This is a genomic window from Gordonia polyisoprenivorans NBRC 16320 = JCM 10675 (genome assembly GCF_000241325.1).
GTDB lineage: Bacteria > Actinomycetota > Actinomycetes > Mycobacteriales > Mycobacteriaceae > Gordonia > Gordonia polyisoprenivorans.
In genome coordinates, this window is sequence record NZ_BAEI01000076.1 from 1 (window position 1) to 23,729 (window position 23,729).

Below are 23,729 nucleotides of genomic sequence, written 5' to 3' on the forward strand. Positions count from 1 at the left end.
GATCTGCCGATCACCTTGGACGGTGATGCGGGTGATCAACTGTTCGGTGGATTGAGCGACGGTGACCAGGTCGTCGTTGGACAGCCCGGTCAAATCATCGGTGGCCAGCGAATCAACCAAGCGGTGGGCGAGGGCGATTTTCTGGGCGGTCGACAACCCCGACACGTCCGGCAGTGCGGCGTCGGGGAGTGCGGTGTCGACCATGGTTGTCACCCCCCCCGGGCTAGCGAACACGTGTTTGTGTGTTGTTGTGTTCGAGTGTATGCCGGGTTTGTCGGGTTGGCAAGAGGTTGTCGAAAGTTTTTTCGGGCGGGTTCCAGCTGGGGGTTCGGCTCGGTCTCGAGGCTCGGCGCCTGGGGCGCCTCGCACCTCGACCACCGATGAACGGCTCGGCGCCTGGGGCGCCTCGCACCTCGACCACCGATCGGGAAGCGCCTCGACCACCGATCAAGGACGAGCCGGACAACGGACACAAGACACAGAAACTGGCACCGAAGGCGCGGTAGCGTGAAAGTCCCGCCACCGGAGTTGTCCACGTATCGAGGAGTCGACCCGTGCCACATCCGATCATGTTCGACGACGCCGACCCCTTCCTCATCCGCGTACGCGAAGTGGCTCTGGCATTCCCCGACGCCACCGAGGTGGTCGCGCACGGCCGACCAACATTCCGGTGCGGCAAGATGTTCGGCAACTATGGCGGTGGCGAGAAAGGCGGAATCCGCCACGACCGTTCGGTGTTGTTCCTCGCCGACCCAGCCGAGCGTGCCGCGCTCGTCGAGGATCCGAGGTTTTTCGTCCCCGCCTACTTCGGACCCGCAGGTTGGCTCGGCATCCTGCTCGACGACGCCACCGACTGGATCGAGGTCGCCGAGCTACTCGACGCGAGCTACCGCCAAATCGCACCGAAGCGGTCGATCGCGAAACTCGATGCCCGAGAAAGCATGTGACCGCCCGCGCGACGATCGCCACGACGAAACCGGCGCAGCGAACGATCCCATGACAACGCCGTCGCCGCCGTCAGCGGGCTGGGCCGCAGTGCGTCCCGCGACAGCAGCGCCGCGCCACGCGCGACGGTGGACGCTGACGCCTTGGAGCGGTGACCCGAATCGAACGGCGGCTGCGGATCGTATTCGATCACGAGCTGAATGGCCTTGGCCCGTTCCTCGCCGGCGATCTGCCCGGCCAGCCACAGTGCCAGATCGATCCCCGCAGACACCCCGGCAGCCGTCACCACTTTCGCCCCGTCACCCTCCCCCGTCACCACTTTCGCCCCGTCACCCTCCCCCGACGCTGCGCTCGCCCCGTCACCCTCCCCCGACGCTGCGCTCGCCCCGTCACCCTCCCCCGACGCTGCGCTCGCCCGGACCACCCGCTCATCCGACACCGGCGTCGCTCCGAACATCGACAACGCGGCCAGCGCGGACCAGTGCGATGTCGCGCGCCTGCCCTCCAGCAGTCCGGCGGCCGCCAGCACCACCGAGCCGGTACACACAGAGGTCATCCACGACGCGGTCGTCGATACATCAGCCAGCCACGCCAGCAGCCGCTCGTCCCGCGCCGCCTTCGCGCACCCGGGACCTCCCGGAACCAGCACGACGTCGGGATTCGGTGTCTCGGCCAACGAATGCGTGGCCCCGACCAGCAGAACACCGGAGTCGGCCACGATCGGTCCCGGCTCATGCCAGACGAATCGCACCTCGGCATCCGGAAGCATGCGCAGCACCTCGTACGGGCCCACGAAGTCGAGAGCGGTGAACTGCGGGTAGACGACGATCGCGATGCGGGTCATGCGGATTCCCCCTGACGTGTTCGGATGGTCATTGCCTGCCGGCCGTCGATCAGCGACAGGATCGGCGGTAACGGTCCGGCGATATCCCCACACGCCGCGAGAACACACGTCGCATGGTCTCTGCCGAGCCGAATCCGGATCGGGCCGCCACGACAGGCATCGGATCGTCACTCTCTTCGAGGTGCCGACGGGCGGCGTCGGTCCGAATCCGCTCGACGTAGACGCCCGGCGACTCGCCGACCTCGGCGGTGAACACCCGGGTGAAATGCCGCGGACTCATCGCGGCGATCGCCGCGAGGTCGGTGATCGGGTGCGGCGCTGCGGGATCGTTCTCGATGGCGTCCTGCACGTCTCGGATCGGACGTCGCCGGGCCCGTGGCATCCAGACCGGCGGCGCGAACTGGGACTGCCCACCCGGACGTCGGAGATGCAAGACCAGCCACCGCGCAACAGACTGCGCAAGCTCGGTGCCGTGGTCCTCCTCCACGAGTGCCAGAGCGAGATCGATGCCCGCGGTGACACCGGCCGCCGTCCACACGCGCTCGGAGCTGTGGATGAAGATCGGGTCGGGATCGACCTGCACGGCCGGATATTCGGAAGCCAACAGCTGTGCCGAAGCCCAGTGCGTGGTCGCGCGATGCCCGTCGAGCAGACCGATCTCGGCAGCCAGGAAGGCCCCACTGCACACGGTGACCACCCGCCGTGCTCGGCGTGCCGTGGCGCGAATCCACGTCATCATCTCGGAGCAATACCGGGCCTCGAAGACGCCCATGCCCCCGGGCAGGACCAAGGTGTCGATCGGCGTGTCGGGTGCCGGCAGCGGGTGCGCGACGAAATCGAGGCCGACACCGGAGGAGACCGGCCGACCCCCCACCGACACCAGCGAGATCTCGTAACCCGATTGCGCGACATCACGTCCGGCGAGCACCAGCGACGCCGCTGTGAACACGTCGAGCGGCCCGGTGATGTCGAGCGGCTGCACCCCGGCGAAGCCGAGGACCACCACTGATCGCGTCATGGGTCCATGGTGTCGAACGCCTGCCATGGCGTCCAGGACCAAACTCCCACAGATCAGGACACGCACAGCCGGACGCCCTCGATCGGACGACAAGCCACGTTATGCGCTCACATGAATACACCGATGTCCGATAAAGGCATTTCGCGAGTATTTCGGACTGCAAATAACCCATGCGCCGGACTCAGCCGGACTACAGTGGGATTTCTGCCGGGAAAGCGAGATCTGCGACGTCTGTAGGAGATTCGAGCATGGCAACCTCATCGACCCCGCGGGAGAAACTCACCGCCGATCAGCGCAATTCCTTCGCCGCGGCATATCTGGGCTGGGCAATGGACGCATTCGACTATTTTCTGGTCGTCCTGATCTACGCCGACATCGCCAAGGATTTCGGGGTTCCGCTGGACCGGATGGCGCTGATCACCACCATGACCCTGCTGATGCGACCGGTGGGCGCGTTCATCTTCGGGCTCTGGGCCGACCGCAAGGGTCGTCGCATCCCGTTGATGACCAACGTCGCCTTCTACAGTGTGGTCGGCTTCCTCTGCGCCTTCGCACCCGGATTCTGGGTGTTGATGGTGCTGCGCATGCTCTACGGCATCGGCATGGGCGGCGAATGGGGCCTCGGGGCCGCACTGGCCATGGAGAAGATCCCCGTCTCCCGACGAGGCTTCTTCTCCGGCTTCCTGCAGAGCGGCTATTCGATGGGATACCTCTGCGCCGCACTGGCATTCCTGGTTCTCAACACATGGCTCGGCCTGAACTGGCGGTGGATGTTCGCGCTGTCGATCATCCCCGCATTGATCAGTCTGCTGATACGGGCGCGCGTGGAGGAATCCGAGGCGTGGAAGGCCACACGTGACCGGGTGCGTCAGACCCAGACCACCGCACGGGAGATCTGGTCGAATCCGGTCATCTGGCGACGCTTCATCTTCCTGGTCCTGCTGATGACGGCGTTCAACTGGATGAGCCACGGCACCCAGGACGTCTATCCGACATTCCTCAAGGCGCACAACGATTCCGGAGCAGGCCTGGCCGCAAGCACCGCAACCTGGATCGCGGTGATCTACAACGTCGGAGCCATCATCGGCGGTCTGATCGCCGGCGCACTGTCGGAACGGTACGGTCGCAAGACACTGATCATCGCGTGCGCGGTGATCGCGCTGCCGATCGTGCCGTTGTTCGCCTACTCCTCGACGGCCGGCTACCTCGCACTCGGCGCCTTCCTCATGCAGATGATGGTGCAGGGCGCGTGGGGTGTGATCCCGGCACACCTGACCGAACTGTCCCCCGACGAGATCCGTGGCTTCTACCCGGGCGTCACCTATCAGCTCGGAAACTGCCTGGCCGCCTTCAATCTTCCGATCCAGGAGGCGGTGGCCGGCAGTCACGGCTATCCGTTCGCGCTGACCGTGACGATCGTCCCGGTCCTGATCGCGGTCATCGTGCTGACCGCGTTCGGCCGGGAACGCAAGGGCGTGCAGTTCGGCAGTGAGCAGGCCAGCGTCGAGGAAGTCGCCTGAGACGACGGTCTCAGAGCGCGTCGGGGTCGGCGGACAGCAACTCTCCGGCGCGGGCGCAGATACTCAGCGCGGTGCGCGCCCAGTCCGGGGACGCTCCGGCCAGACCACATGTCGGGCTGACGATCACGTTGTCCGACAGCACTTTTCGCGCGAGACCGATGCGGTCGACCAGCTCGGCGAGGGTGGTCGCGACCGTCTCGGCATGGATGGCGGGGTCTGCGTGGTCGCCCGGCAGGACCCCGGCGACGAGCACATCGCCGCGGTCGATCAGGCCGCCGATCCCGTCGAGTGCCGCGGTGTCCGCAGATCCGATGCCCGTGACGTCGATGCCGTACGCCACACCCGAGAGTGCGTGCACGAGATCCCATCTCGGCGCGCCACAGTTGTGCACGATCATCGGCACGTCGAGGTGCTCGCGCACCGAGCGCAAGGCCTCGGCGACGTCGGCGACCGGAATCGGCGGGATCACGTCGAGCCGGGTCAGCGGCGGCACCCGACCGTCGATCACCGTCCCCACCATCGGCTCGTCGAGTTGCACGATCACCGAGGCGCCCAGCCGGCGACGGACCTCGCCGACCAATCCGGCGAGCCCCTCGGCACCGGAGTCGATGAGATCGCGCAGCGCGCCCCGATCGCGAATGGCCTTGTGCCCGTTGACGAGTTCGATGGAGGCGGCCAACGTGAACGGCCCGGCGACCGCGACCTTCATCGGCCGTCCGGTGCCGATGAAACCGGCTGCATCCCAGATCTCCTCGATCGCGTCGAGATCTGCGGCGAGGAACCCCCGCGCACGTCGCGCGACCGAGGAGCCACGGGCGCCGAGCCGGTAGCCCCAGGTGGCCGAGTCGATCGGGAGGTCGACGAGTACCGCAGCCATCCGCCCGATCATGTCGGCACCGATTCCACGAGCGGGCAACTCGGCGAGATGGGCGAAGTCGAGTTCGCCGTTGATGATCGCCGCCGCCTCGCGCGGATCGGTGCCCGGCATCGAACCGACACCCGTTCCCACCCCGGTGGGCAGATCGGTCATCGGTCTACTCGGCGAGCGACGCCGACACCGGCCGGGCCGCAGATTCCGGGTCCGACGAGGTGGAAGCGATTCGGCCCGAACCGAGTACGAGATCACCGTTGGCGGGATCGGGGAGATACAGTACCGCGGCCTGCCCACGCGCCACCCCGGTCAACGGCTCGCCCAGCGCGATCTCGATGAACGGGCCGTCGGGGCCGTCGACCGGGGTGGCCACCGCGGGAGCCAGCCCGCCGTGCGCGCGAACCTGAACGGTCACCTCGACGGGACCCTCGGGCGCATCTCCGGAGGTCCACACCGCGTTGCGGGTGCGGATCGAATGCACCTGTAGATGCTCCTCGGAGCCCACGGCGACCGTGCCGGTCTCGGGATCGATGTCGGTGACGTAGCGCGGACGACCGTCGGCGGCCGGCGCCTCGATGCCGAGTCCCTTGCGTTGGCCGATCGTGAAGCCGTGCACCCCGTCGTGATCGGCCAACCGCTCGCCGGTCCCGGCGTCGACGACCGCACCCGGCCGCACGCCGATGCGTGCGCCGAGAAATGCGCGGGTGTCGCCGGTGGGGATGAAGCAGATGTCATGCGAATCCGGCTTGGCGGCCACCGACAATCCCCGTTGCGCCGCCTCGGCACGGATCGCGGGTTTGGGCGTGTCGCCGACCGGGAACATCGCGCGGTCGAGCTGGTCCCGGGTGAGCACGGCCAGGACGTAGGACTGGTCCTTGTCCGGATCGACGGCCCGACGCAGCTGTCCTCCGGACAGGCGCGCGTAGTGGCCGGTGGCCAGCGCATCGAAACCCAGGGCCATCGCCTTGTCGGCCAGCGCCGCGAATTTGATCTTCTCGTTGCAGGTCAGACACGGATTCGGGGTCTGTCCCGCAGCGTAGGCGGCGACGAACTCGTCGATGACGTCGTCCTTGAAGCGATCGGCGAAGTCCCACACGTAGAACGGGATCCCCAGGACGTCGGCGGCGCGGCGGGCATCGTCGGCATCTTCACGCGAACAGCACCCCCGCGAGCCGGTGCGTAGGGCGCCCGGAGCGGTCGACAACGCCAGATGCACGCCGACGACGTCGTGACCGGCGTCGACGGCACGTGCGGCGGCGACCGCCGAGTCGACGCCCCCGCTCATGGCTGCCAGGACCCGCATCATTGTGTCCTTCCGCCGGGCGCCGACACCAGTCCGGCGACGCGGGCACGCTCGACCACCTCGCCGATGACGTCGGCGACGGTCTCGATGTCCGAACGGGTCGTGCTCGGGGCCAACGAGAACCGCAGGGAGCCGCGGGCCTCGGCCATGTCGAGACCCATCGCCAACAGGACGTGGCTGGCCTGCGCGACGCCGGCCGTACATGCCGAACCGGTCGAGCACTCGACGCCGTTGGCATCGAGCAGCATCAGCAACGAATCCCCTTCGCACCCTTCGAAGGACACGTGAACGTTACCCGGCAGCCGACGCTCGTCGCGCGGTCCGTTGGCGCTCGTGCCGGGAATGTCGAGGATGGTGGCGAACAATTCGTCGCGCAATGCGGCGACCGAGACCATCGATTCGGGTAGCTCTGCGATGGCGATCCGCAGAGCGGTCGCCATACCGACGGCCGCCGCGACCGGCTGGGTACCCGAGCGGACATCACGCTCGTGGCCTCCGCCATGGGCCAGCGGCACACACGGCACGTCGCGACCGAGCAGCAGCGCGCCGACCCCCTGCGGACCGCCGAACTTGTGGGCGGCCACACTCAGCGCCGACAACCCGCTCGCCCCGAAGTCGACAGGGATGTGGCCGACGGCCTGCACCGCGTCGGAGTGCATGGGAATGCCGAACTCGGTGGCAATCGCAACCAGGTCGGCGATCGGTTCGATCGTCCCGACCTCGTTGTTGGCCCACATGATCGACACCAGGGCGGTCTCGTCGGCGTGCGCGGCGAGTTCGGCGCGCAGTGCGGCAGGCGAGACGAACCCGGCGTCGTCGACCGGCAGGATGACCAGTTCGGCGCCCTGCGTGGCCAGCCATTGCGCCGAGTCGACGATCGCGTGGTGCTCGATGGACGAGATGACGACCCGACGGCGTCGGTCGTCGGCCTGGCGTCGTGCCCAGTAGATCCCCTTGACCGCAAGGTTGTCGGCCTCGGTGCCCCCGCTGGTGAAGATCACCTCCGACGGCCGCGCACCGAGCGAGGCCGCGATCGTCTCCCTGGCCTCCTCGAGCAGACGCCGCGCCCACCGTCCCGCCCCGTGCAGCGACGAGGCGTTGCCGGGCTGGGCGTAGACGGCGTTCATCGCCTCGATGGCCTCGGGGAGCATCGCGGTCGAGGCGGCGTGATCGAGGTAGACGGGGGCTCGGGTGGGCATGGACATGTCGTTGCCAAGGATAAACGCGCGCGGGGTCCCAACCAATTCCACTCGACCCGAGATTCTCGACGGCCCGAGATTCTCGACGCGCCGCGTCCCCCCGCGGATGCGCTCAGCGCACCACCTGCCCGACGTGGAGGACCCCGTACGGATCGTGTTGGGCGGCGAGCGCGGCAAGCCAGGCGAAGGTGTCCTCGTCATAGCACCGTCGGATGTGCACGGCATCGGCGGACGCCGCGAAGTTCGGGAGCTCGCCGCCGGTCGCCCAGGGCGCCATCGCGTCGAGGACCCCGGCGCCGGGTGTCGCCTCGGGCCCGCCCGCGAGCCCGATCGTGTACAGATGCGCCGCCGCGTCACGATGACAGAGTGCGCTGCGCACCGGCGGCTCGTCGGCGAACGCCCCGCCGAGCATGCGGACCTCGACGATCACCGGGCCCGTGCTCGACGCGGGTCCGGCCGCCGCGAGCAAGGCATCCACGGCGGGTTCGTCCAGCTCGCCGAGCAGTGTGCCGGCTTCGACGACCGGCATCGGTGTGGTCGGGTCCGCATGGATCTCCCCGATACGCGCATACGGCATCACACCGAGCCCGCCGAGCACCGGCGTGCCGAGTGCGGACAGGCCGGAGCAGAGTTCGGCGGCGCGCCCCGGGTCGCCGACGGCGGCGACCCGGACGGCCACGGTGAGGCGTCCGCCGAGTGGTTCGGGAATCCCGGGCATGGCGGGAAGCCGCATCAGGGCCAGCGACGAGGTGATCTCGCGGGGCAGCTCCGTCGCCCAGCGTCGCCAGCCCCGCACCACGGTCTCTGCCTGTTCGCCGTCGAAATACAGTGCCCCACCGCATATCTCGGGAATCGGCAACAGATCGATGACCACCTCGACGATGAGCCCGAGGGTGGCCTTGCCACCACGCAGGCCCCAGAACAGTTCGGGATTGCACTCCGGCGTCGCCCGGATCAGTGCGCCGTTGCCGGTGACCACCGTGATCGACCGGACGTGATCCGACGATGCGCCGACCGTGCGCACCAGCGGGCCGATCCCGCCGCCGCTGAGAAAGCCCACCACCCCGACCGCGGGTGCGGAACCGCACAGCGGCGCCAACCCCAGCGGTGTCGCCGCGTCGAGCACCTGCTGCCATCGCACCCCGGCGCCGACCCGCGCGGTACGGGTGGCCGGATCGATCTCGCAGACGTCCAATCCGGTGGTGCGCACCAGGATCGAATGCCCATCGACCCCGGTGGCGCCGTGCCCGGTGGCCCACACCGACACGGTCATCGAGTTGGCGGCGGCAAATCCGACGACGGCGGCCACATCGGCGGCGTCGGCGACATCCACGACCGCCCAGGGGCGTTGGGCGACGGCGACGTTGAAACCGACGGTGGCATATCCAGGATCGGTGGGGCGGTGCACGCTGCCGCGCACGGCGCGTCGCAGGGCGGCGATGTCGGCCTGATCGACGCTGCGGGTCGATGTCATCGGAGATCTCCTCGGGTGGGAACGGTGTGCCCGGACCGATCGGTGCCGGGGCGACGGCGTTGCGGTCGCCCCATGAGGGTGTTCCGAACCGCTTGGGCGGTCCTTGGAGCGGGCTTGGCGCGTTCGCGCGGACCACCGAGTCAGTGCACGCCCTCGGGCCGGCGAGACCCGATCAGCGAGAGGAATCCGTCCCGCCGAGCAGTTCCCGGGCCGAGGCCTGCACCTGGGTGACCTCGAACCGGCCCGCGATCTCGGCGATCTCGGCGAGTTCGGCGTCGCGGCGGGCCGAACGCGGGCTGCGCTGTGCGGCCAGCAGTCGGCATCGCAACACCGACGGCACCCCACCCTCGCGCTCCGAGAGGTCCCGTGCCGCGGCAAGCGCCGCCTCCCCCTCCTCGACCCGGCCGAGGAGAAAACACACCCGGGCCAACGCCAGACCGACCGGGCCGATACAGCCGAGCTGGCCCAGCGTCGCGATACACGAGCGGTACGGCGTCAGATACTCGGCGAATCGTGCTGCGTGCTCGACGAGTTCGAGATCGGCCACCACGTGGGCGAGCAGGACCGCCTGACACAACGACGTCCAGATCATCGGCCGGTCGTCGGCGAGCCAGGACACGATCATCCGCTCGGCGAGGTCGCGGTCGCCCTCGGCGCCGGCGATCATCGCGATCCCGGCCGCGAGCAGGATCGCGACCTGGTCGTCGGTGAAGTCCTCGGCGATCATCCGCGCCCACTCCATCGGCGAATGGTCCCCGGTGTCGGCGAGGTCGTCGAGCATCCCGCGTTCGGCGGCCAGCGCCAACAGGGCGATGGTGCCGGTCCCCGCGACGTACAGCTCGGTCATCTGATGGACGGTGACCGCGGTACGGAAGTGGTGTTTGGCAGTGGCGAAGTCGCCGTGCCACACCGCCAATGACGCTTCCATCCACCGCAATTGGGCGCGCAGGATCGGTAATCGGAGGCGCTCGCTGCCGATGATGGCCGTACGCACCAGGGCCGCGGTCCCGGCGACGTCGCCGAGGGTCATGGTCGCCATCGTCAGCGCGGTGTCGATGATGACCTCGTCGACGGCCTGATCGGTGTGCGGCAGCGCCCGCAGTCGCTCGGCGAGGTCGAGTGAGGACGCCGCGTATTCGGCCACCCCCGAGTAGGTGATCAGCCGGGCCATCCAGACATCGGCGGTGATGTCGTCGTCAGCGATGTCCGCGGCGAGGGCATCGGCCCGGGCGAGCAACCCGGCCGGAACCGACGCGTCCTTGTGGTAGCACTGCCCGATCGCCGACGCTGCGACCACCCGAGCCGACGCAGAAGGATCGTCCGACACCGCGATCTCGGCACGATCGAGGAGCGTTTGCAGGGTCTCGTTGTCGACGTGTGGGCCCACCCACGGCCACGACCCGCCCGCGCGGATCAGAGCGCTCGCGAGTCGCCCGACGGTGGCGGTGGCCCCGTCGGTGATGGCCTGCTGCATCCGCTGCCCGACACCCTCGAGGACCGTCTCGACGTGTCCGGCTCGGGCTTGGGCGGCGAGCATCCCGATCAACAGGTCGTCGCGCTCCTCGCGGTCGGGCAATCCGGCCGACTCGTGGGTGCGCAGGGCGGCGCCGAGCCAGTGGGCCGCACTCTCCGAATCCCAGTGTGCGGTGGCCTCGTCGGCGGCTGCGCGGCATGCGGCGACGACATCGGCGGGATCGGCCACGGGGAGCGCCTCGAGCAGGTGGGCGGCTCGACGCGACGTCGAGCCCGCGGTGTGCCGCCGCGACAGGATCTCGGCGACCCGCAGGTGGATTCGCGCCCGGCGCAGCGGTCGGATACCGGCAAGTGCTTGTTCCCGCAGCAACGCGTGGGCGAATCGTGCCGAACCGCCGGCGGTGACGAGGATGCGCTCGTCGACCGCCTCGTCGATACGATCGGCGAGCTCGCCGACGTCGCGGTCCATCACGGTCGCGAGCAACCCGGCGTCGATGGTCTCACCGAGGACCGCGGCGTGGCCCAGGACGTCGAGAACCGCCGGATCCAGGGTGGCCAGACGGCGGTCCAGGACCGATCGGATCGCCGCGGGAACCGCCTCGGTGCGTCTCTGCGCCGGCGGCAGGCGCGAGAACTCGGTGACGAACAGCGGGTTGCCGCCGGTGCGGCGCATCAGCGTGTCGAGTTCGTCGGCATCGAGTTCCCCGGCGTCGGCGTCCAGGGCGGCGACCGCGCACACGAGGTCGGCGACCCCGGCCCGACCGAGGGTGGGGATGTCGATCCCGACGCCGCCGGCCCGCGCCACCGCGGTACGGAACCGTTGCAGATCGTGGCCGCCCTCACCGTCGCGCGCCGTCACGATCAGCACGATCGGCGCGTCACGCAGGACGGTCGTCAGGTACGTGAGCAAACCCAGCGACATCGCGTCCGCCCACTGGGCGTCGTCGACGACGACGGTCAGACCCCGAATGCTCGTGGCCTGTTCGAGCCTCGTGGCCTGTTCGAGCATGGTGTGGACGCGGTCGTAGACCGCGAACCGCGCGGTGTCGGCGTCGACCCCGTCGGGCACCGACAGCACACCCGCCGGGTCGACGCCCAGCGCCCGGCACAATTGCCGCATCGGCCACCACGCCGGCACACCCTCGGCGTCGGGGCACCGGACCCACACCACCTGCGAGCCCTTTTCGGCGCCGATGCGCGCGGCCTCCTCGGCCAGTCGGGTCTTGCCGATGCCCGGTGGCCCGCCGAGCAGCAGCCACCGGGTCGACGACCCCGACGAGCCGTACACCGCTCGGATACGGTCGATTTCCGCCGACCGACCGACCAGCCGCACCTCACCGACGATCGATCCCGACCTCGGCGCGACGCCCTCCACGTCACCGGCCCCGATCCCCGGCTCCCCCGGCCCCGACTCCCCTGCCCCCGACTCCCCTGCCACCGATGTCTCGGGGCCCGCCGGGCCGGTCACCGTCACCGCCCCCGACCAGTGCGGCGGCCGCGGCCACGCGGCGATCACCGGATCGTGTCGCAGGATCGCACCGTGCAGGTCGACCAGCTCGGCTCCGGGGATCAATCCCAGTTCGGTGTCGAGGACTCGCTGGTGCTCCGCGTAGACCTCCAACGCCTCGGTCGCTCGACCCGCGCGGTACAGGGCGGCCATGTGCAGCCAGACTCCCCTGTCGCGCAACGGTTCTCGGGACCTCAACGTCACGATTGCGCCGAGGGCGCCACCGACATCGCCCTCCGCGAGCAGCGCGGTGATGTGGATCTCCTGGGTGGCCATCAGATTCTCGTCGAGGGCCGCCGATTCGGCGGCGACCCAATCGACGTCGTCGAGTTCACCACCGAGGAGGTCACCGCGCCAGCGGTCCAGGGCGGCAGCGGAATCGGCGAGTGCATCCGCCCACCGCCCCTCGTCACGGGCGATGCGCGCGCTGCGCGCCAGCTCGGCGAACTCGACGACATCGAGGACATCGGTGCCGACGTCGATCCGGTAGCCCGCGCCGACGCGCTCGATCGGCGACGCCTCACCGCTGGTGCGCAGCGCACGCCGCAGATTCGAGATGTAGGCCTGCAGACTTGTCGTGGCGGCGACGGGCGGCTGCTCCCCCCACAGGGTGTCGGCGAGCCGGTCCACCGTGACCACCCGGCCACGGGCGAGGAGCAGCGTCCCGAGAACGGCGCGCTGTTTGGGCGGGCCGAGGTCGACGGGCGCCCGGTCCCGACGCATCTCGAGGGGACCGAGCACCAGATACTCCCGCACGCCGAATTCCTCACTCCCGCCGTCTTCTTCCGGGAGTGTATGCGCCACGGCGGCCCTCGACACGGTCATCGCGTCGCGACCGGCTCGTCGCTTCTGCCCGATTCCCCGAAACGCCGGTCGGAACCGTCGGCGACGGTGACATCGACGTGCGATCCGCCACCGGTTGCCCGGGCCCGACGCATGGTCACGACGGCGACGATCGCACCGGCCAGTGCCACCGCGCTCGCCACCCACAGCGCCGCATGCAGACCGGAGACGAAGTCCTCCGGTGACCCGCCGTGTAGCACCGAACGACTCGGGAAGAACGCGCCGAGGGCAGCGACACCGAGCGCGATCCCCGACTGCCGGAACACGTCGTTGATGCCCGCGGCCAGCCCGGCGTCGTCGTGGCGGCTCTCGGCGAGGACCACACCACTCATCACGGGATTGACGATCCCCGCGCCGACACAGGCAAGGACGAATCCGCCCACCATGTCCCACCCGGAGCCGTCCGTACCGGCGACGGTCATCCACCCGAGGCCACCGGAGACCGCTGCCAACCCCACGCCGATCAGCCATCGCGGTGCGACCCGGCCCACGATGCGATCGGTCAGTCCGGCGACGACGAACATCGCCATCGTGCCCGGCAGGTACACCAGACCCGCCTCGATCGCCGACATCCCGACCACACCCTGCAGATAGATCGTGACGTAGACGAATACCGCGAACATCGACGCCGAAATGGCAAAGGTCGCCGCCTGGGCGCCGGCGAATGCCGCATTGGTGAACATCGCCAACGGCACCATCGGTTGGCGCACAAGGCTTTCGATGACGACGAAGGTGACCAGTGCGGCGAGCGAGACCCCCAGTGCGGCCAGCGTCACCTGGTCTGTCCAGCCGCGCGTGTTCGCTTCGATCAGACCGTAGGTCAGCGCCGCGAGTCCGATCACCACGGTGACCGAGCCGGCCCAGTCGCCGCGTCGTGGTGTGACGCTGCGTGATTCGGCGACCCAGCGGGCGCCGAGGAGCATGGCGACACCGACCGGGACGTTCAGCAGGAAGATCGCCCGCCAGTCGAGCAGTTCGGTGAGCACGCCGCCCAGCAGTGGGCCGATCGCGAACGATCCGCCGATCGTGGCGCCGTAGGCGGCCAGTGACCGGGTTCGTTGCGCGGGTTCGGGAAAGGCGTGCGCGAGCAGGGCCAGCGACGTCGCGAACAGCAACGCCGCACCGAGCCCCTGGACGACCCGAGAGAGGTTGAGCATCACCATGTCCGCCGAGACCGCGCACAAGGTCGAGGCGACGGTGAAGACGACGGCGCCGATGACGAAGACCAGCCGCCGCCCGATGCGGTCGGCCCAGGCACCGGCCGAGAGCACGACGGTGGCCAACGCCAGGGTGTAGCCGTCGACGATCCATTTCAGACTCGTGAAATCGGCACCGAAGTCGCGGGCGATGGAGGGCAGGGCGGTGTTCACCACGGCGATGTCGAGCATCAGCATCGCCGTGGCGGCGCAGGCCACGGTCAGGGTCACCCGCTGGGTCGGGGTTAATCGCGCTGTGCGGTGATCGGTCTCGGTTCGGTCGGTCTCGGTTCGGTCGGTCTGCGGGCGGTCGGTCTGCGGGGACACGTCAGGGCCTCTCGTCGGGTCGATGCTGTCGAACCGACTGTCGCGTCACCCTCTTGGAAACCCCTTGCCGACCGCTTGGGTACCCGGCAGTTGTAGTCCCGGGTCAGTCCCGGTCGAGGTAGAAGTACAGATGCCGACCGTCGACCACTCCGCCCTTGCCGTTCATGATCCCCATGACGGTGGTGTCGTCGACCTTCTTGAAGTGGTCGATCACCGGCTGGCCGTCGTAGACCATCGAGGCGGTGACCTCACCGCGGAACTCGATCATCCAGAGGCTGGCCTCACCCTTGCCGAGTTCGGTGTTGGAGTACAGATCGCCATCGGCGTTGCGACACACCAGGGGCTGCACCTCGGAGCGGGAGATGAAGGTCTTGCCGTACCAACCGACGCGCGGGAGCATCCCGTTGACCTTGTGCCCGGTGGTGAATTCGCCACCGCGCCACCGTCCCAGCATCTCCTCGGGGCGCAGGGTCGGCAGCGCCGCCCAAATCGCGTCGAGGTCGGCGTCGTCGACGGTGCCGTCGGCCGCGCGCAGGTCGGCGAATCGGGCACGTGCCTGATCGACGGTCAGCTTCGTCGAGGATGAGAGTGTGTCGGACATGCAGCGGCCCCTTCCGGCCCGGGAAACAACGGTGTCACGCCACGCACAGGCGTTCTGACATCATATATGTTGTTTGATTCCCGATGCCGGATGGACGCCCGGTCTCCCCGTGGCGCCGATCGGATCAGCTGTTCGCAGCGCGCGGCCATCGTCCGTCGGTCGCCCGAGGGCAGCTGCGGTTCGTGCAGACTGACGTGAACCGCGACGGCCCGCATCCGCAGCACCCGGGCAAGGGTGTCCGCCGGTCCGTCGTCGCCGATGAAACCCGGTTCGGCCGTGGGGATTCCGTCGGCACTGAAGGCGATACCGATGGGCAGGATCGGCACCCCCGCGTCGAGGGCCGATTGGAAGAAGGCCGGCCGGAACCCGCCCTGCGCGCGGCCGCACCACGTGGTGCCCTCCGGGAAGACCGCCACCGACGAATCCCGTTCGAGCCCGGCGACGGCCTCGGAGATCACCGTCGGCAGCATCCGCAGCGAGCCGCGGTCGATACAGATGACGCCCAGTCGCCGAGCGAGCGTCGAGATGCCGGGCATGGCGGCGACATCGGACTTGGCGACGAAGTGCGCGGGCTGCACCACCGCGATCGCCAGGATGTCCAGATATGAGATGTGGTTGGCGACGATCAAGCCGCGGGCGCGCGACGGAAACGGTCGGCGATCGTCGATGACGACGCGGATTCCGATGGCGCGCAACAGCTCTCGTGCCGCCCACCGCAGGTAGGCGCGGCGCACCAGCCGGGGTGTCACGGTGGCCATCAGCCCCACGAGTCCGATCATCACGGCCGTCGTCAGCAGACGGGCGATCCGCAGGGCCACCACGATCGGCCCGACCCGCGGCCCGGCGTCGTCGAGACAGTGCGACCCACACGGGCTCGTCGGATACCACGCGTGCCTCACCTCGACCTCGGTACGCCCCGAGGCGCTCACCTCGCCGGCGGTCGGGAGTTCGGGCGATTCGGCGGGGTGTGGGTCCGCGGGGCCCGGTTCGATCCGCGGGTCCGCGAACGGGACCCGAACGCTGACCGCGGTCACGCCGCGCCCCCGAGCCGGAGGACCGTGTCACGGAGCCGGTCGAGATAGCGGAGGTTGGCACAGTCGAGATCCAGCACCGTCGGGAAATCGCCGACGTCGAAGGCCGGGTCGACCGCCGGGTCGCCACACACCCGCGCACCGAGGCGCAGGTAGGCACGCATCAGCGGCGGAAGCACGACCCTATCCGGCGCAGGGATGTCGTCGAGCGCCACGCCGTCGACCCGTGGACTCTCGTGCGGGCGCACCCGCCACCGTGCGCGGTAACGCTCGTTGAGTTCGTCCCTTGCGCCGCGTAGCGCGCTGCCCCGGGCCGAGCCGTCGACGGCCGGCCCGCCGAGCGGCATCGACACCGACCCCATCAGATAGCGGTAGCCCGACTCCTGCAGGTAGCGCAAGATCGACGCCCACATCAACGCGGTGACCGACCCGTCCCGGTGTCCGGTCGCCACGCAGGCCCGGCCCATCTCGACGGTCATCGAGGCGATCTCGTCCAGTGCGGTCAGGTCGAATTCGGTGGAGCTGTACCAGCCGCCGGCGGCGATGGCGCGGGGCGGCGCCAGCAGCCGGGCGCAGCCGATGATGCCGTGGTCGTCGTGTCGAGCCAGCAGATGTTCACAGTGGTCGTCGAAATGGTCTGCGTCACGGCGGGATTCGGGGTCGCCGATGTCATCGGAGAATCCCGGTTCGGCCGCGAAGACCTCGAACCGGAATCGCTGGGCGGCCGCGATGTCGGCCGGGTCGTCGGTGAGCACGATCCGCAGCGGCCCCGCGTGCACCAGGGTGCGGTGGGACGAGCCACGGTCGGTGCTGGTCAGAGCGGTAGCAGGTCCAGGTGTCATACCTGAGATGAAAGCCAGACCGGGCATCGCGAGTGCGACGGCGGGCCGTCGTGTCGGTGCTGGTCGGGTGAACACGTCCCGCGTGGCCGACGGCAGCGTGAACTCTGCGCAAACACCGAAAGCGCCCCCGGAGATCGGACATCCCGGGGGCGCTGTCGGTGACGCAGGAAGCGACTACTTGCGCTTTTTGACCTCTTCGGTCAGCTGCGGGGCGACGTTGAACAGGTCGCCGACGATGCCGAAGTCCGAGATCTCGAAGATCGGGGCCTCTTCGTCCTTGTTGACCGCGACGATGGTCTTCGAGGTCTGCATACCCGCACGATGCTGGATGGCACCGGAGATTCCCAGGGCGACGTAGAGCTGCGGCGAGACCGTCTTACCGGTCTGACCGACCTGGAACTGACCTGGGTAGTAGCCGGAGTCGACGGCGGCACGCGAGGCACCCACAGCGGCACCGAGCGAGTCGGCGAGTTCCTCGACCACCGAGAACTTCTCCGCCGACCCGACACCACGACCACCGGAGACCACGATCGAGGCCTCGGTCAGTTCCGGACGATCGCCACCGACGTTCGGCTCGACCTTGGTGATCTTCACCGCGTTCTCCGCCTGCGCGGGAACCTCGACGTCGACGCGCTCACCGGCACCGGCCTGCGGAGCCGCCTCGACACCACCCGGACGGACCGAGAACACCGGCACATCGCCCTTGGCCTGGGCCTCGACGGTGAACGCGCCACCGAAGATCGAGTGGATGCCGATGCCGCCCTCCTTGACGTCGATGACGTCGGCGAGGACTCCCGAGCCCAGCCGAACGGCGAGGCGTCCGGCGATCTCCTTGCCGTCGGCGGTGGCCGCCACGAGGATGCCGGCCGGCGACGCCGACTCGGCGATCGAGGCGAGCACGTCGACCTTCGGGCTGATCAGGTAGGTCGCGGCGTCCTCGGACTCGGCGACGTAGATCTTCTCCGCACCGGCTTCTTTGAGGCCGTCGATGATGCCGTCGGCCTTGCCGGGCGCGCCGACCACGACGGCCGACGGAGCGCCCAACGCGCGGGCGGCGGTGATGAGTTCGCTGGTCACCTTCTTCAGGGCGCCCTCGGCGTCCTGCTCGACCAGAACGAGAACTTCTGCCATTTTCGTTTACTCCTGGATGTATGTGGGGCCCTGCGGAATTCGCACTCGGATGACGCCGGAGCGCAAGCCCGCGGGCACGGTGGTGGTCTGCGGGCCGGTGCTAGATGATCTTCTGCGCGACCAGGTACTCGGCCACCTTCACGCCACCATCACCCTCGTCGGTGACCCGCTCACCCGCGGTCTTCGGCGGCTTCGGGGTGGAGCTGGTGACCTCCGAGCCCGCGTTGGCCAGACCCACCTCGTCGGCCTCGACGTCGATCTCGGCCAGACCAACGACCTGGACCTCTTTCTTCTTCGCGGCCATGATGCCCTTGAAGGAGGGGAAACGCGGCTCGTTGATCTTCTCGTTGACGCTGACGATCGCCGGCAGCTCCGCGGTGATGTGGTAGATGCCGTCGTCGGTCTCACGCTCCCCGGTCAGGGTCTCGCCCTCCAGCGTGAGCTTGCGCAGATGCGTCAGATGCGGCAGCTCGAGGTACTCGGCGATCATCGCCGGGATCGCCCCGACGCGACCGTCGGTGGCCTCATTACCGGCGATCACGAGTTCGACACCCTCGACGGTGCCCAACGCACGCGCGAGCACATACGCGGTCTGCACCGCATCCGAGCCGTGCAGCGCGTCGTCCTTGATGTGAATGGCCTTGTCGGCACCCATCGACAGCGCCTTGCGGATCGCCTCGGTGGCCCGCTCCGGACCAGCCGTCAGCACCGTCACCTCGCCGCCGTTGGCTTCCTTGATCTGCAGCGCTTCCTCGACCGCACGCTCATTGATCTCATCGAGCACCGCGTCGGCGGCCTCACGATCAAGGGTGTAATCGCCGTCGGAGAGCTTGCGCTCGGACCAGGTGTCAGGGACCTGCTTGATCAGAACGACAATATTTGTCATGGGTCTTCGTCGACCTCCTGCGTCGGGTTCGGCAACTTACCGGCGGGTAAGGCCATCGGTCTTCCCCACTTTAGCCCGTCCTATTATCGGGCAGAACATCGACTAGCTCACAAAATGGACGGGAGACTATTGTCGTGCGGATGACCGACGTACACCGGGACGTAACGCCCGGCACGCCGCGGAGCCTGACATCGGACGAACAGCTCGCCCTCACCGGGGAGCGCACGGTCCCCGGTATCCCCGCGGAGAACTATTGGTTCCGTCGTCATGAGGTCGCCTATGCCCACATCGTCGGTAGATGTGCCGCGCGCCGGGTCCTCGAGGCCGGTTCGGGTGAGGGGTACGGCGCGGCGATGCTCGCCGACGCCGGCGCGCAGGTCACCTGCGTGGACTACGACGAGTCGGCCGTCGCCCACACACGTCGTCGGTATCCGCAGGTGGAGATCCGGCAGGGCAATCTGATCGACTTGCCGCTACCCGACGGCTCGGTGGACGTGGTGGTCAACTTCCAGGTGATCGAACACCTGTGGGATCAGCCGGCCTTCCTCACCGAATGCGCGCGCGTCCTGCGACCGGGCGGCGAGCTGCTCATCTCCACCCCCAACCGGATCACCTTCTCCCCGGGCCGCGACACCCCGCTCAACCCGTTCCACACCCGCGAACTCGACGCCGCCGAGTTGAGTGGATTACTCGCCGACGCCGGTTTCACCCTCACCTCGATGCTCGGCGTCCATCACGGCGAACGGCTCGCGGGTCTCGATCGCAAGTGGGGCGGTTCGCTCATCGACGCACAGATCGAACGCGCACTCGCCGGCCAACCCTGGCCCGAGGACTTGGTCGCCGACGTCGCCGGGATCGGCGCGGAGGACTTCGACATCCGTGACGCCGACGACGCCGACATCGACGCCAGTCTGGATCTGCTCGCGATCGCGATGCGGTCGTAGCGCGTGCCCACCCCGCACCGGACCCCGCCGTCCCCCGTCCCGGGCCAGTTCACCCTGGTCCTGCACTCGCATCTGCCGTGGTTGGCCAACCACGGCAGATGGCCCGTCGGCGAGGAATGGCTGTATCAGTCATGGGCCGCCTCGTATCTGCCGGTGTTCGCGATGCTGCGACGACTGGCCGCCGACGGTTTCTCCGACATGGTCTCGCTCGGGATCACCCCGGTGCTCGCCGCACAGCTCGACGACCCGCACTGCACGGCGTCGATGTATGAGTGGTTGGCCGACTGGCGGTTGCGGGCGATGGAGGCGGCCGTCGACGCCGACACCGACCGGCGTGCCCTGGGTCTGCGTGAACATCGCAGCGCGACACAGGCATTGGCCGAATTCGAGCGCCATTGGCGTCTCGGGGGCGCCGCGACGATCCGACAGGTGGCCGACAGCGGCGTCGCCGAGATCCTCGGCGGGCCGCTCGCCCATCCGTTCGCACCGTTGCTCGACGCCCGGTTGCGGCGATTCTCCCTGGGCGAAGGCCTCGCCGATGCCCACTTACGCTGGGGCACAAGACCGCACGGGATCTGGGCTCCCGAATGCGCCTTCGCCCCGGGAATGGAAACCGAGTACGCCGCCGCGGGCGTCGGCCACTTCATGGTCGACGGCCCGACGCTGCGCGGGGACACCGCACTCGGACGGCCCGTCGGCACCGGCGACGTCCTGGCCTTCGGCCGTGACCTGACCGTCAGCTACCGGGTGTGGTCCCCGAAATCGGGGTATCCGGGGCACGCCGCGTATCGCGATTTCCACACCTACGATCACGCAACCGGGCTCAAGCCGTCCCGGGTGACCGGCAAAACCGTGGCCGGCCAGGACAAGAAGCCCTACGACCCGCAGCGCGCCGATGCGGTGATCGACCGCCACGTCGACGACTTCATCGGCCATGTCCGCCGACGCCTGATCTCCGAGTCGCAGCGCATCGGACGGCCGGCGCTGGTGGTCGCGGCCTTCGACACCGAGTTGTTCGGTCATTGGTGGCACGAGGGACCGGTCTGGCTCGAGCGCGTGCTGCGCAGGCTGCCCGAGGCGGGCGTGCAGGTGGGCACCCTCGCCGGCGCCGCCGCACACGGCTATGTCGGTGCGCCCGTGGATCTTCCGCCCTCGTCGTGGGGATCAGGCAAGGACTGGCGGGTCTGGGAGGGGCCGCAGGTGTCGCATCTCGTGCAGCTCAACGCCGAGGTGAGCCGGACCGCTCTCGACGCGGTCGACAAGATCGTCGACCCGCGGGCGGGCCGCCACCACGTCGCCGACCAGATCGTCCGTGAAGCGCTGCTGACGGTCTCGTCGGACTGGCCGTTCATGGTGTCCAAGGACACCGCCGCCGACTACGCGATCGGCCGGGCCCACACCCACGCCCACGCGACCCGCGAGATCGTCGACGCCGCCCTGCGTGGCCGCGCCGTCGCGGCGGAGAGGCTGCGCCGCAACTGGTCTCGCGCCGACAACCTGTTCGCCGACCTCGACGCGCGCCGACTGCTCGAGATCACCGACACCACCACCGGGCGGTGCCGGTGATGCGTGTCCTGCTCATCTCGTGGGAGTACCCACCGGTCGTCGTCGGCGGGCTGGGTCGTCACGTCCACCACCTGGCCACCGAGTTGGCCGGCCTCGGCCACGACGTCGTCGTCCTCACCCGCCGTCCCTCGGGTACCGATGCGGTGTCGCATCCGACGACCGATCGCGTCGTCGACGGGGTGCGGGTGATCGCGGTGGCCGAGGACCCGCCGGAGTTCTCCTTCGGCACCGACATGATGGCCTGGACATTGGCGATGGGCCACGGTTTCATCCGCGCGGGGCTGACGATCCTCGCCGGCGAGCGGGGGTCACGGGCGACGAGTTGGACCCCCGAGGTCGTCCACGCGCACGATTGGATCGTGGCGCACCCGGCCATCGCGCTCGCCGAGATCTTCGACGTACCACTGATCTCCACGATTCACGCAACCGAGGCGGGACGCCACAGCGGGTGGGTCAGCGGCCGGATCAACCGCCAGGTCCACTCGGTGGAATGGTGGCTGGCGACCGACTCCGACGCCCTGATCACATGCTCGGAGTCGATGCGCGACGAGGTGACTCGCCTGTTCGGCCCGTCGGTGCCCGACTCGTCGGTGCCTGACCCTGCCGGCATCGTGCGCCCTGTTCCGGGCCTCCGCCTCGCCGATATCACGGTGATCCACAACGGCATCGATATCCGCGCGTGGCCGTTCGCGCCGCGGCCGACGCCGACGGGTCCCGCCGAGTTGCTCTTCGCCGGCCGGCTCGAATACGAGAAGGGCGTGCAGGACCTCCTCGCCGCACTCCCCCGTATCCGTCGCACCCACCCGGGCACGACGCTGACCATCGCCGGCACCGGAACACAGCTGGAGTGGCTGACCGAGCAGGCCCGCCGACATCGGGTCGGGCGTGCGGTGACCTTTCTCGGCGCGGTCGATCATCAGGGCCTGGTGGAGTTGATGCATCGGTGCGCCGCGATCGTGCTGCCGAGCCGCTACGAACCGTTCGGGATCGTGGCACTCGAGGCCGCGGCGACCGGCATTCCCCTGGTGACCTCCACCGCGGGCGGCCTGGGTGAGGCGGTCCGCGGCGGGGTGACCGGCCTGTCGTTCGAGCCCGCCGATGTTGCCGGACTGGCCGCGGCGGTGCGGACAACCCTGACCGATCCCGACTCGTCGGCGCAGCGCGCCCGGCGGGCGCGGGCACGGTTGTCGGAGGATTTCGCGTGGACGGAGGTCGCGGCGCGCACCGCGTCCGTCTACGCCTCGGCCAAACGCCGGGTGCGCCAACCGTCGGGGCGACCGATCATCGCGCAACGCCCACTGCCCGAACGAGACCCGGCGCAGCCGGAGTGAGCTCTACTTCTCCGACTGCGCCTTCTTGCGCTCGATGTCGGCCTGCGCCTTCTTGCGCTCGATGTCGGCGAGTGCGCGTTCGAGTTCCGCGCGCTGGGCGGCGTTGGCATCCCACGCATCCTTGCGGTTCTTGACGACCCGGGCCGGCGCACCGACCGCGATCGAGTAGTCGGGGATCTCCCCGCGTACCACCGCATGTGAGCCGAGCACGCACCCGCGTCCGACGATCGTGTTGCGCAGCACCGACACCTTGGCCGCGATCCAGGTGTCGGGCCCGATGCGCACCGGCCCCTTGACGATTCCCTGATCCTTGATCGGCAAGGTGATGTCGTCCATCCGGTGGTCGAAATCGCAGATGTAGCACCAGTCGGCGATCAGCGTCGAGCCACCGATCTCCAGGTCCAGGTAGGAGTTGACGACGTTGTTGCATCCGAACACCGTCTTGTCGCCGATGCGCAGGCTGCCCTCGTGCGCGCGGATGGAATTGCCGTCGCCGATGTGCACCCAGCGACCGATCTCCATCCGGCTCAACTCGGGGGTCGCATGGATCTCCACATTGCGCCCCAGGAACACCATGCCGCGCAACACGATGTGGGGATTGGCGAGCCGGAACCGCGCCAACCGCAGGTATCGCACGAGATACCACGGCGTATATGCCCGATTCCGCAGCACCCACCGCAGGGAGTCGAGGCTGACGAATCGAGCCTGCGCCGGATCCCGACGTCGCCCCGCCCGCCACCTCGACCGGTAGCTGGCATTCCACATCGTCGTCATGGATGGCCACCATAATCGACGGCCCCGGCCTGGCCGTCGTCGGCGGGCCACACGATAGGCTCTACCGTTGGCGCCGCCGGTGCGAGGTTCCGACGGCCAGGCG

The 23,729-nt window shown here is 68.9% G+C and carries 19 protein-coding genes and 1 pseudogene; 5 read left to right on the forward strand and 15 right to left on the reverse strand.

All coding sequences use genetic code 11. The features are described 5' to 3' along the window. Window positions 1-204 (reverse strand): annotated as a pseudogene (locus GOPIP_RS20740) (HNH endonuclease); the annotation flags it as partial. A gap of 350 nt (window positions 205-554) precedes the next feature. Between GOPIP_RS20740 and GOPIP_RS20745 the strand changes: the two are divergent. Next, on the forward strand, window positions 555-947 hold the full coding sequence (locus GOPIP_RS20745) for an MmcQ/YjbR family DNA-binding protein (RefSeq protein WP_006371750.1): 393 nt from the start codon (window positions 555-557) through the stop codon (window positions 945-947). Here GOPIP_RS20745 and GOPIP_RS20750 read toward each other — a convergent pair. Then, window positions 887-1,789, reverse strand: coding sequence for a DJ-1/PfpI family protein (locus GOPIP_RS20750; RefSeq protein WP_006371751.1), 903 nt, complete (start codon window positions 1,787-1,789; stop codon window positions 887-889). The genes GOPIP_RS20745 and GOPIP_RS20750 overlap by 61 nt on opposite strands. A gap of 49 nt (window positions 1,790-1,838) precedes the next feature. Next, window positions 1,839-2,807, reverse strand: a complete 969-nt coding sequence (locus GOPIP_RS20755; RefSeq protein WP_035728554.1) for a GlxA family transcriptional regulator — start codon at window positions 2,805-2,807, stop codon at window positions 1,839-1,841. A 248-nt stretch (window positions 2,808-3,055) separates the two neighbouring features. On the opposite strand from GOPIP_RS20755, the gene GOPIP_RS20760 reads away from it, so the two are divergent. Further along, window positions 3,056-4,327 carry an MFS transporter gene (locus tag GOPIP_RS20760; protein ID WP_006371753.1) on the forward strand — a complete coding sequence of 424 codons (1,272 nt, stop codon included), beginning with the start codon at window positions 3,056-3,058 and terminating at the stop codon, window positions 4,325-4,327. A gap of 10 nt (window positions 4,328-4,337) precedes the next feature. Here GOPIP_RS20760 and GOPIP_RS20765 read toward each other — a convergent pair whose 3' ends face one another. The 11 genes from GOPIP_RS20765 to GOPIP_RS20815 all read right to left on the reverse strand — a co-directional run bounded on the left by GOPIP_RS20765 (window position 4,338) and on the right by GOPIP_RS20815 (window position 19,011). Further along, the gene (locus GOPIP_RS20765) at window positions 4,338-5,357 is read right to left on the reverse strand and encodes a uroporphyrinogen decarboxylase/cobalamine-independent methonine synthase family protein (RefSeq protein ID WP_006371754.1); all 1,020 of its coding nucleotides are present in this window, start codon (window positions 5,355-5,357) and stop codon (window positions 4,338-4,340) included. Between the two features lie 4 nt (window positions 5,358-5,361). Then, a complete protein-coding gene (mnmA, locus tag GOPIP_RS20770) occupies window positions 5,362-6,501 on the reverse strand; it encodes a tRNA 2-thiouridine(34) synthase MnmA (protein ID WP_006371755.1) in 1,140 nt (379 codons plus the stop codon). Beyond that, window positions 6,501-7,700 (reverse strand): cysteine desulfurase family protein, encoded by a 1,200-nt coding sequence (locus GOPIP_RS20775; protein WP_205741417.1) that lies wholly within the window; start codon window positions 7,698-7,700, stop codon window positions 6,501-6,503. The genes mnmA and GOPIP_RS20775 overlap by 1 nt, the downstream gene beginning before the upstream one ends. 112 nt (window positions 7,701-7,812) lie before the next feature. After that, window positions 7,813-9,174: an FAD-binding oxidoreductase gene (locus GOPIP_RS20780; RefSeq protein WP_006371757.1), complete on the reverse strand. Its 1,362-nt coding sequence runs from the start codon at window positions 9,172-9,174 to the stop codon at window positions 7,813-7,815. A 172-nt stretch (window positions 9,175-9,346) separates the two neighbouring features. Then, window positions 9,347-12,979, reverse strand: coding sequence for an ATP-binding protein (locus tag GOPIP_RS20785; RefSeq protein WP_081482541.1), 3,633 nt, complete (start codon window positions 12,977-12,979; stop codon window positions 9,347-9,349). After that, window positions 12,976-14,520, reverse strand: a complete 1,545-nt coding sequence (locus GOPIP_RS20790; protein ID WP_006371759.1) for an MFS transporter — start codon at window positions 14,518-14,520, stop codon at window positions 12,976-12,978. Before GOPIP_RS20790 ends, GOPIP_RS20785 begins: the two co-directional genes overlap by 4 nt. 103 nt (window positions 14,521-14,623) lie before the next feature. Continuing rightward, the gene (locus tag GOPIP_RS20795) at window positions 14,624-15,121 is read right to left on the reverse strand and encodes a DUF4334 domain-containing protein (protein WP_006371760.1); all 498 of its coding nucleotides are present in this window, start codon (window positions 15,119-15,121) and stop codon (window positions 14,624-14,626) included. Next, the gene (locus tag GOPIP_RS20800) at window positions 15,088-16,155 is read right to left on the reverse strand and encodes a lysophospholipid acyltransferase family protein (RefSeq protein WP_006371762.1); all 1,068 of its coding nucleotides are present in this window, start codon (window positions 16,153-16,155) and stop codon (window positions 15,088-15,090) included. The genes GOPIP_RS20795 and GOPIP_RS20800 overlap by 34 nt, the downstream gene beginning before the upstream one ends. After that, complete coding sequence (locus tag GOPIP_RS20805) at window positions 16,152-17,069, reverse strand: GNAT family N-acetyltransferase (protein WP_020170757.1); 918 nt, start codon at window positions 17,067-17,069, stop codon at window positions 16,152-16,154. Before GOPIP_RS20805 ends, GOPIP_RS20800 begins: the two co-directional genes overlap by 4 nt. A 99-nt stretch (window positions 17,070-17,168) precedes the next feature. Continuing rightward, window positions 17,169-18,125, reverse strand: a complete 957-nt coding sequence (locus tag GOPIP_RS20810) for an electron transfer flavoprotein subunit alpha/FixB family protein (protein ID WP_006371765.1) — start codon at window positions 18,123-18,125, stop codon at window positions 17,169-17,171. Between the two features lie 100 nt (window positions 18,126-18,225). Next, a complete protein-coding gene (locus GOPIP_RS20815) occupies window positions 18,226-19,011 on the reverse strand; it encodes an electron transfer flavoprotein subunit beta/FixA family protein (RefSeq protein WP_006371767.1) in 786 nt (261 codons plus the stop codon). Window positions 19,012-19,151: 140 nt separating this feature from the next. Between GOPIP_RS20815 and GOPIP_RS20820 the strand changes: the two genes are divergently transcribed. Genes GOPIP_RS20820 through GOPIP_RS20830 form a run of 3 tightly spaced genes read left to right on the forward strand, consistent with a single transcriptional unit; the run spans window position 19,152 to window position 22,852 of the window. Next, window positions 19,152-19,955, forward strand: a complete 804-nt coding sequence (locus GOPIP_RS20820; RefSeq protein WP_035728557.1) for a class I SAM-dependent methyltransferase — start codon at window positions 19,152-19,154, stop codon at window positions 19,953-19,955. Between the two features lie 3 nt (window positions 19,956-19,958). After that, window positions 19,959-21,521, forward strand: a complete 1,563-nt coding sequence (locus tag GOPIP_RS20825; RefSeq protein WP_006371772.1) for a 1,4-alpha-glucan branching protein domain-containing protein — start codon at window positions 19,959-19,961, stop codon at window positions 21,519-21,521. Beyond that, a complete protein-coding gene (locus GOPIP_RS20830) occupies window positions 21,521-22,852 on the forward strand; it encodes a glycosyltransferase family 4 protein (RefSeq protein ID WP_006371773.1) in 1,332 nt (443 codons plus the stop codon). Before GOPIP_RS20825 ends, GOPIP_RS20830 begins: the two co-directional genes overlap by 1 nt. 3 nt (window positions 22,853-22,855) lie before the next feature. Here the strand turns inward: GOPIP_RS20830 and GOPIP_RS20835 are convergent, their stop codons facing one another. Next, window positions 22,856-23,626, reverse strand: a complete 771-nt coding sequence (locus GOPIP_RS20835) for an acyltransferase (protein WP_006371774.1) — start codon at window positions 23,624-23,626, stop codon at window positions 22,856-22,858. Between the last annotated feature and the right edge of the window lie 103 nt (window positions 23,627-23,729).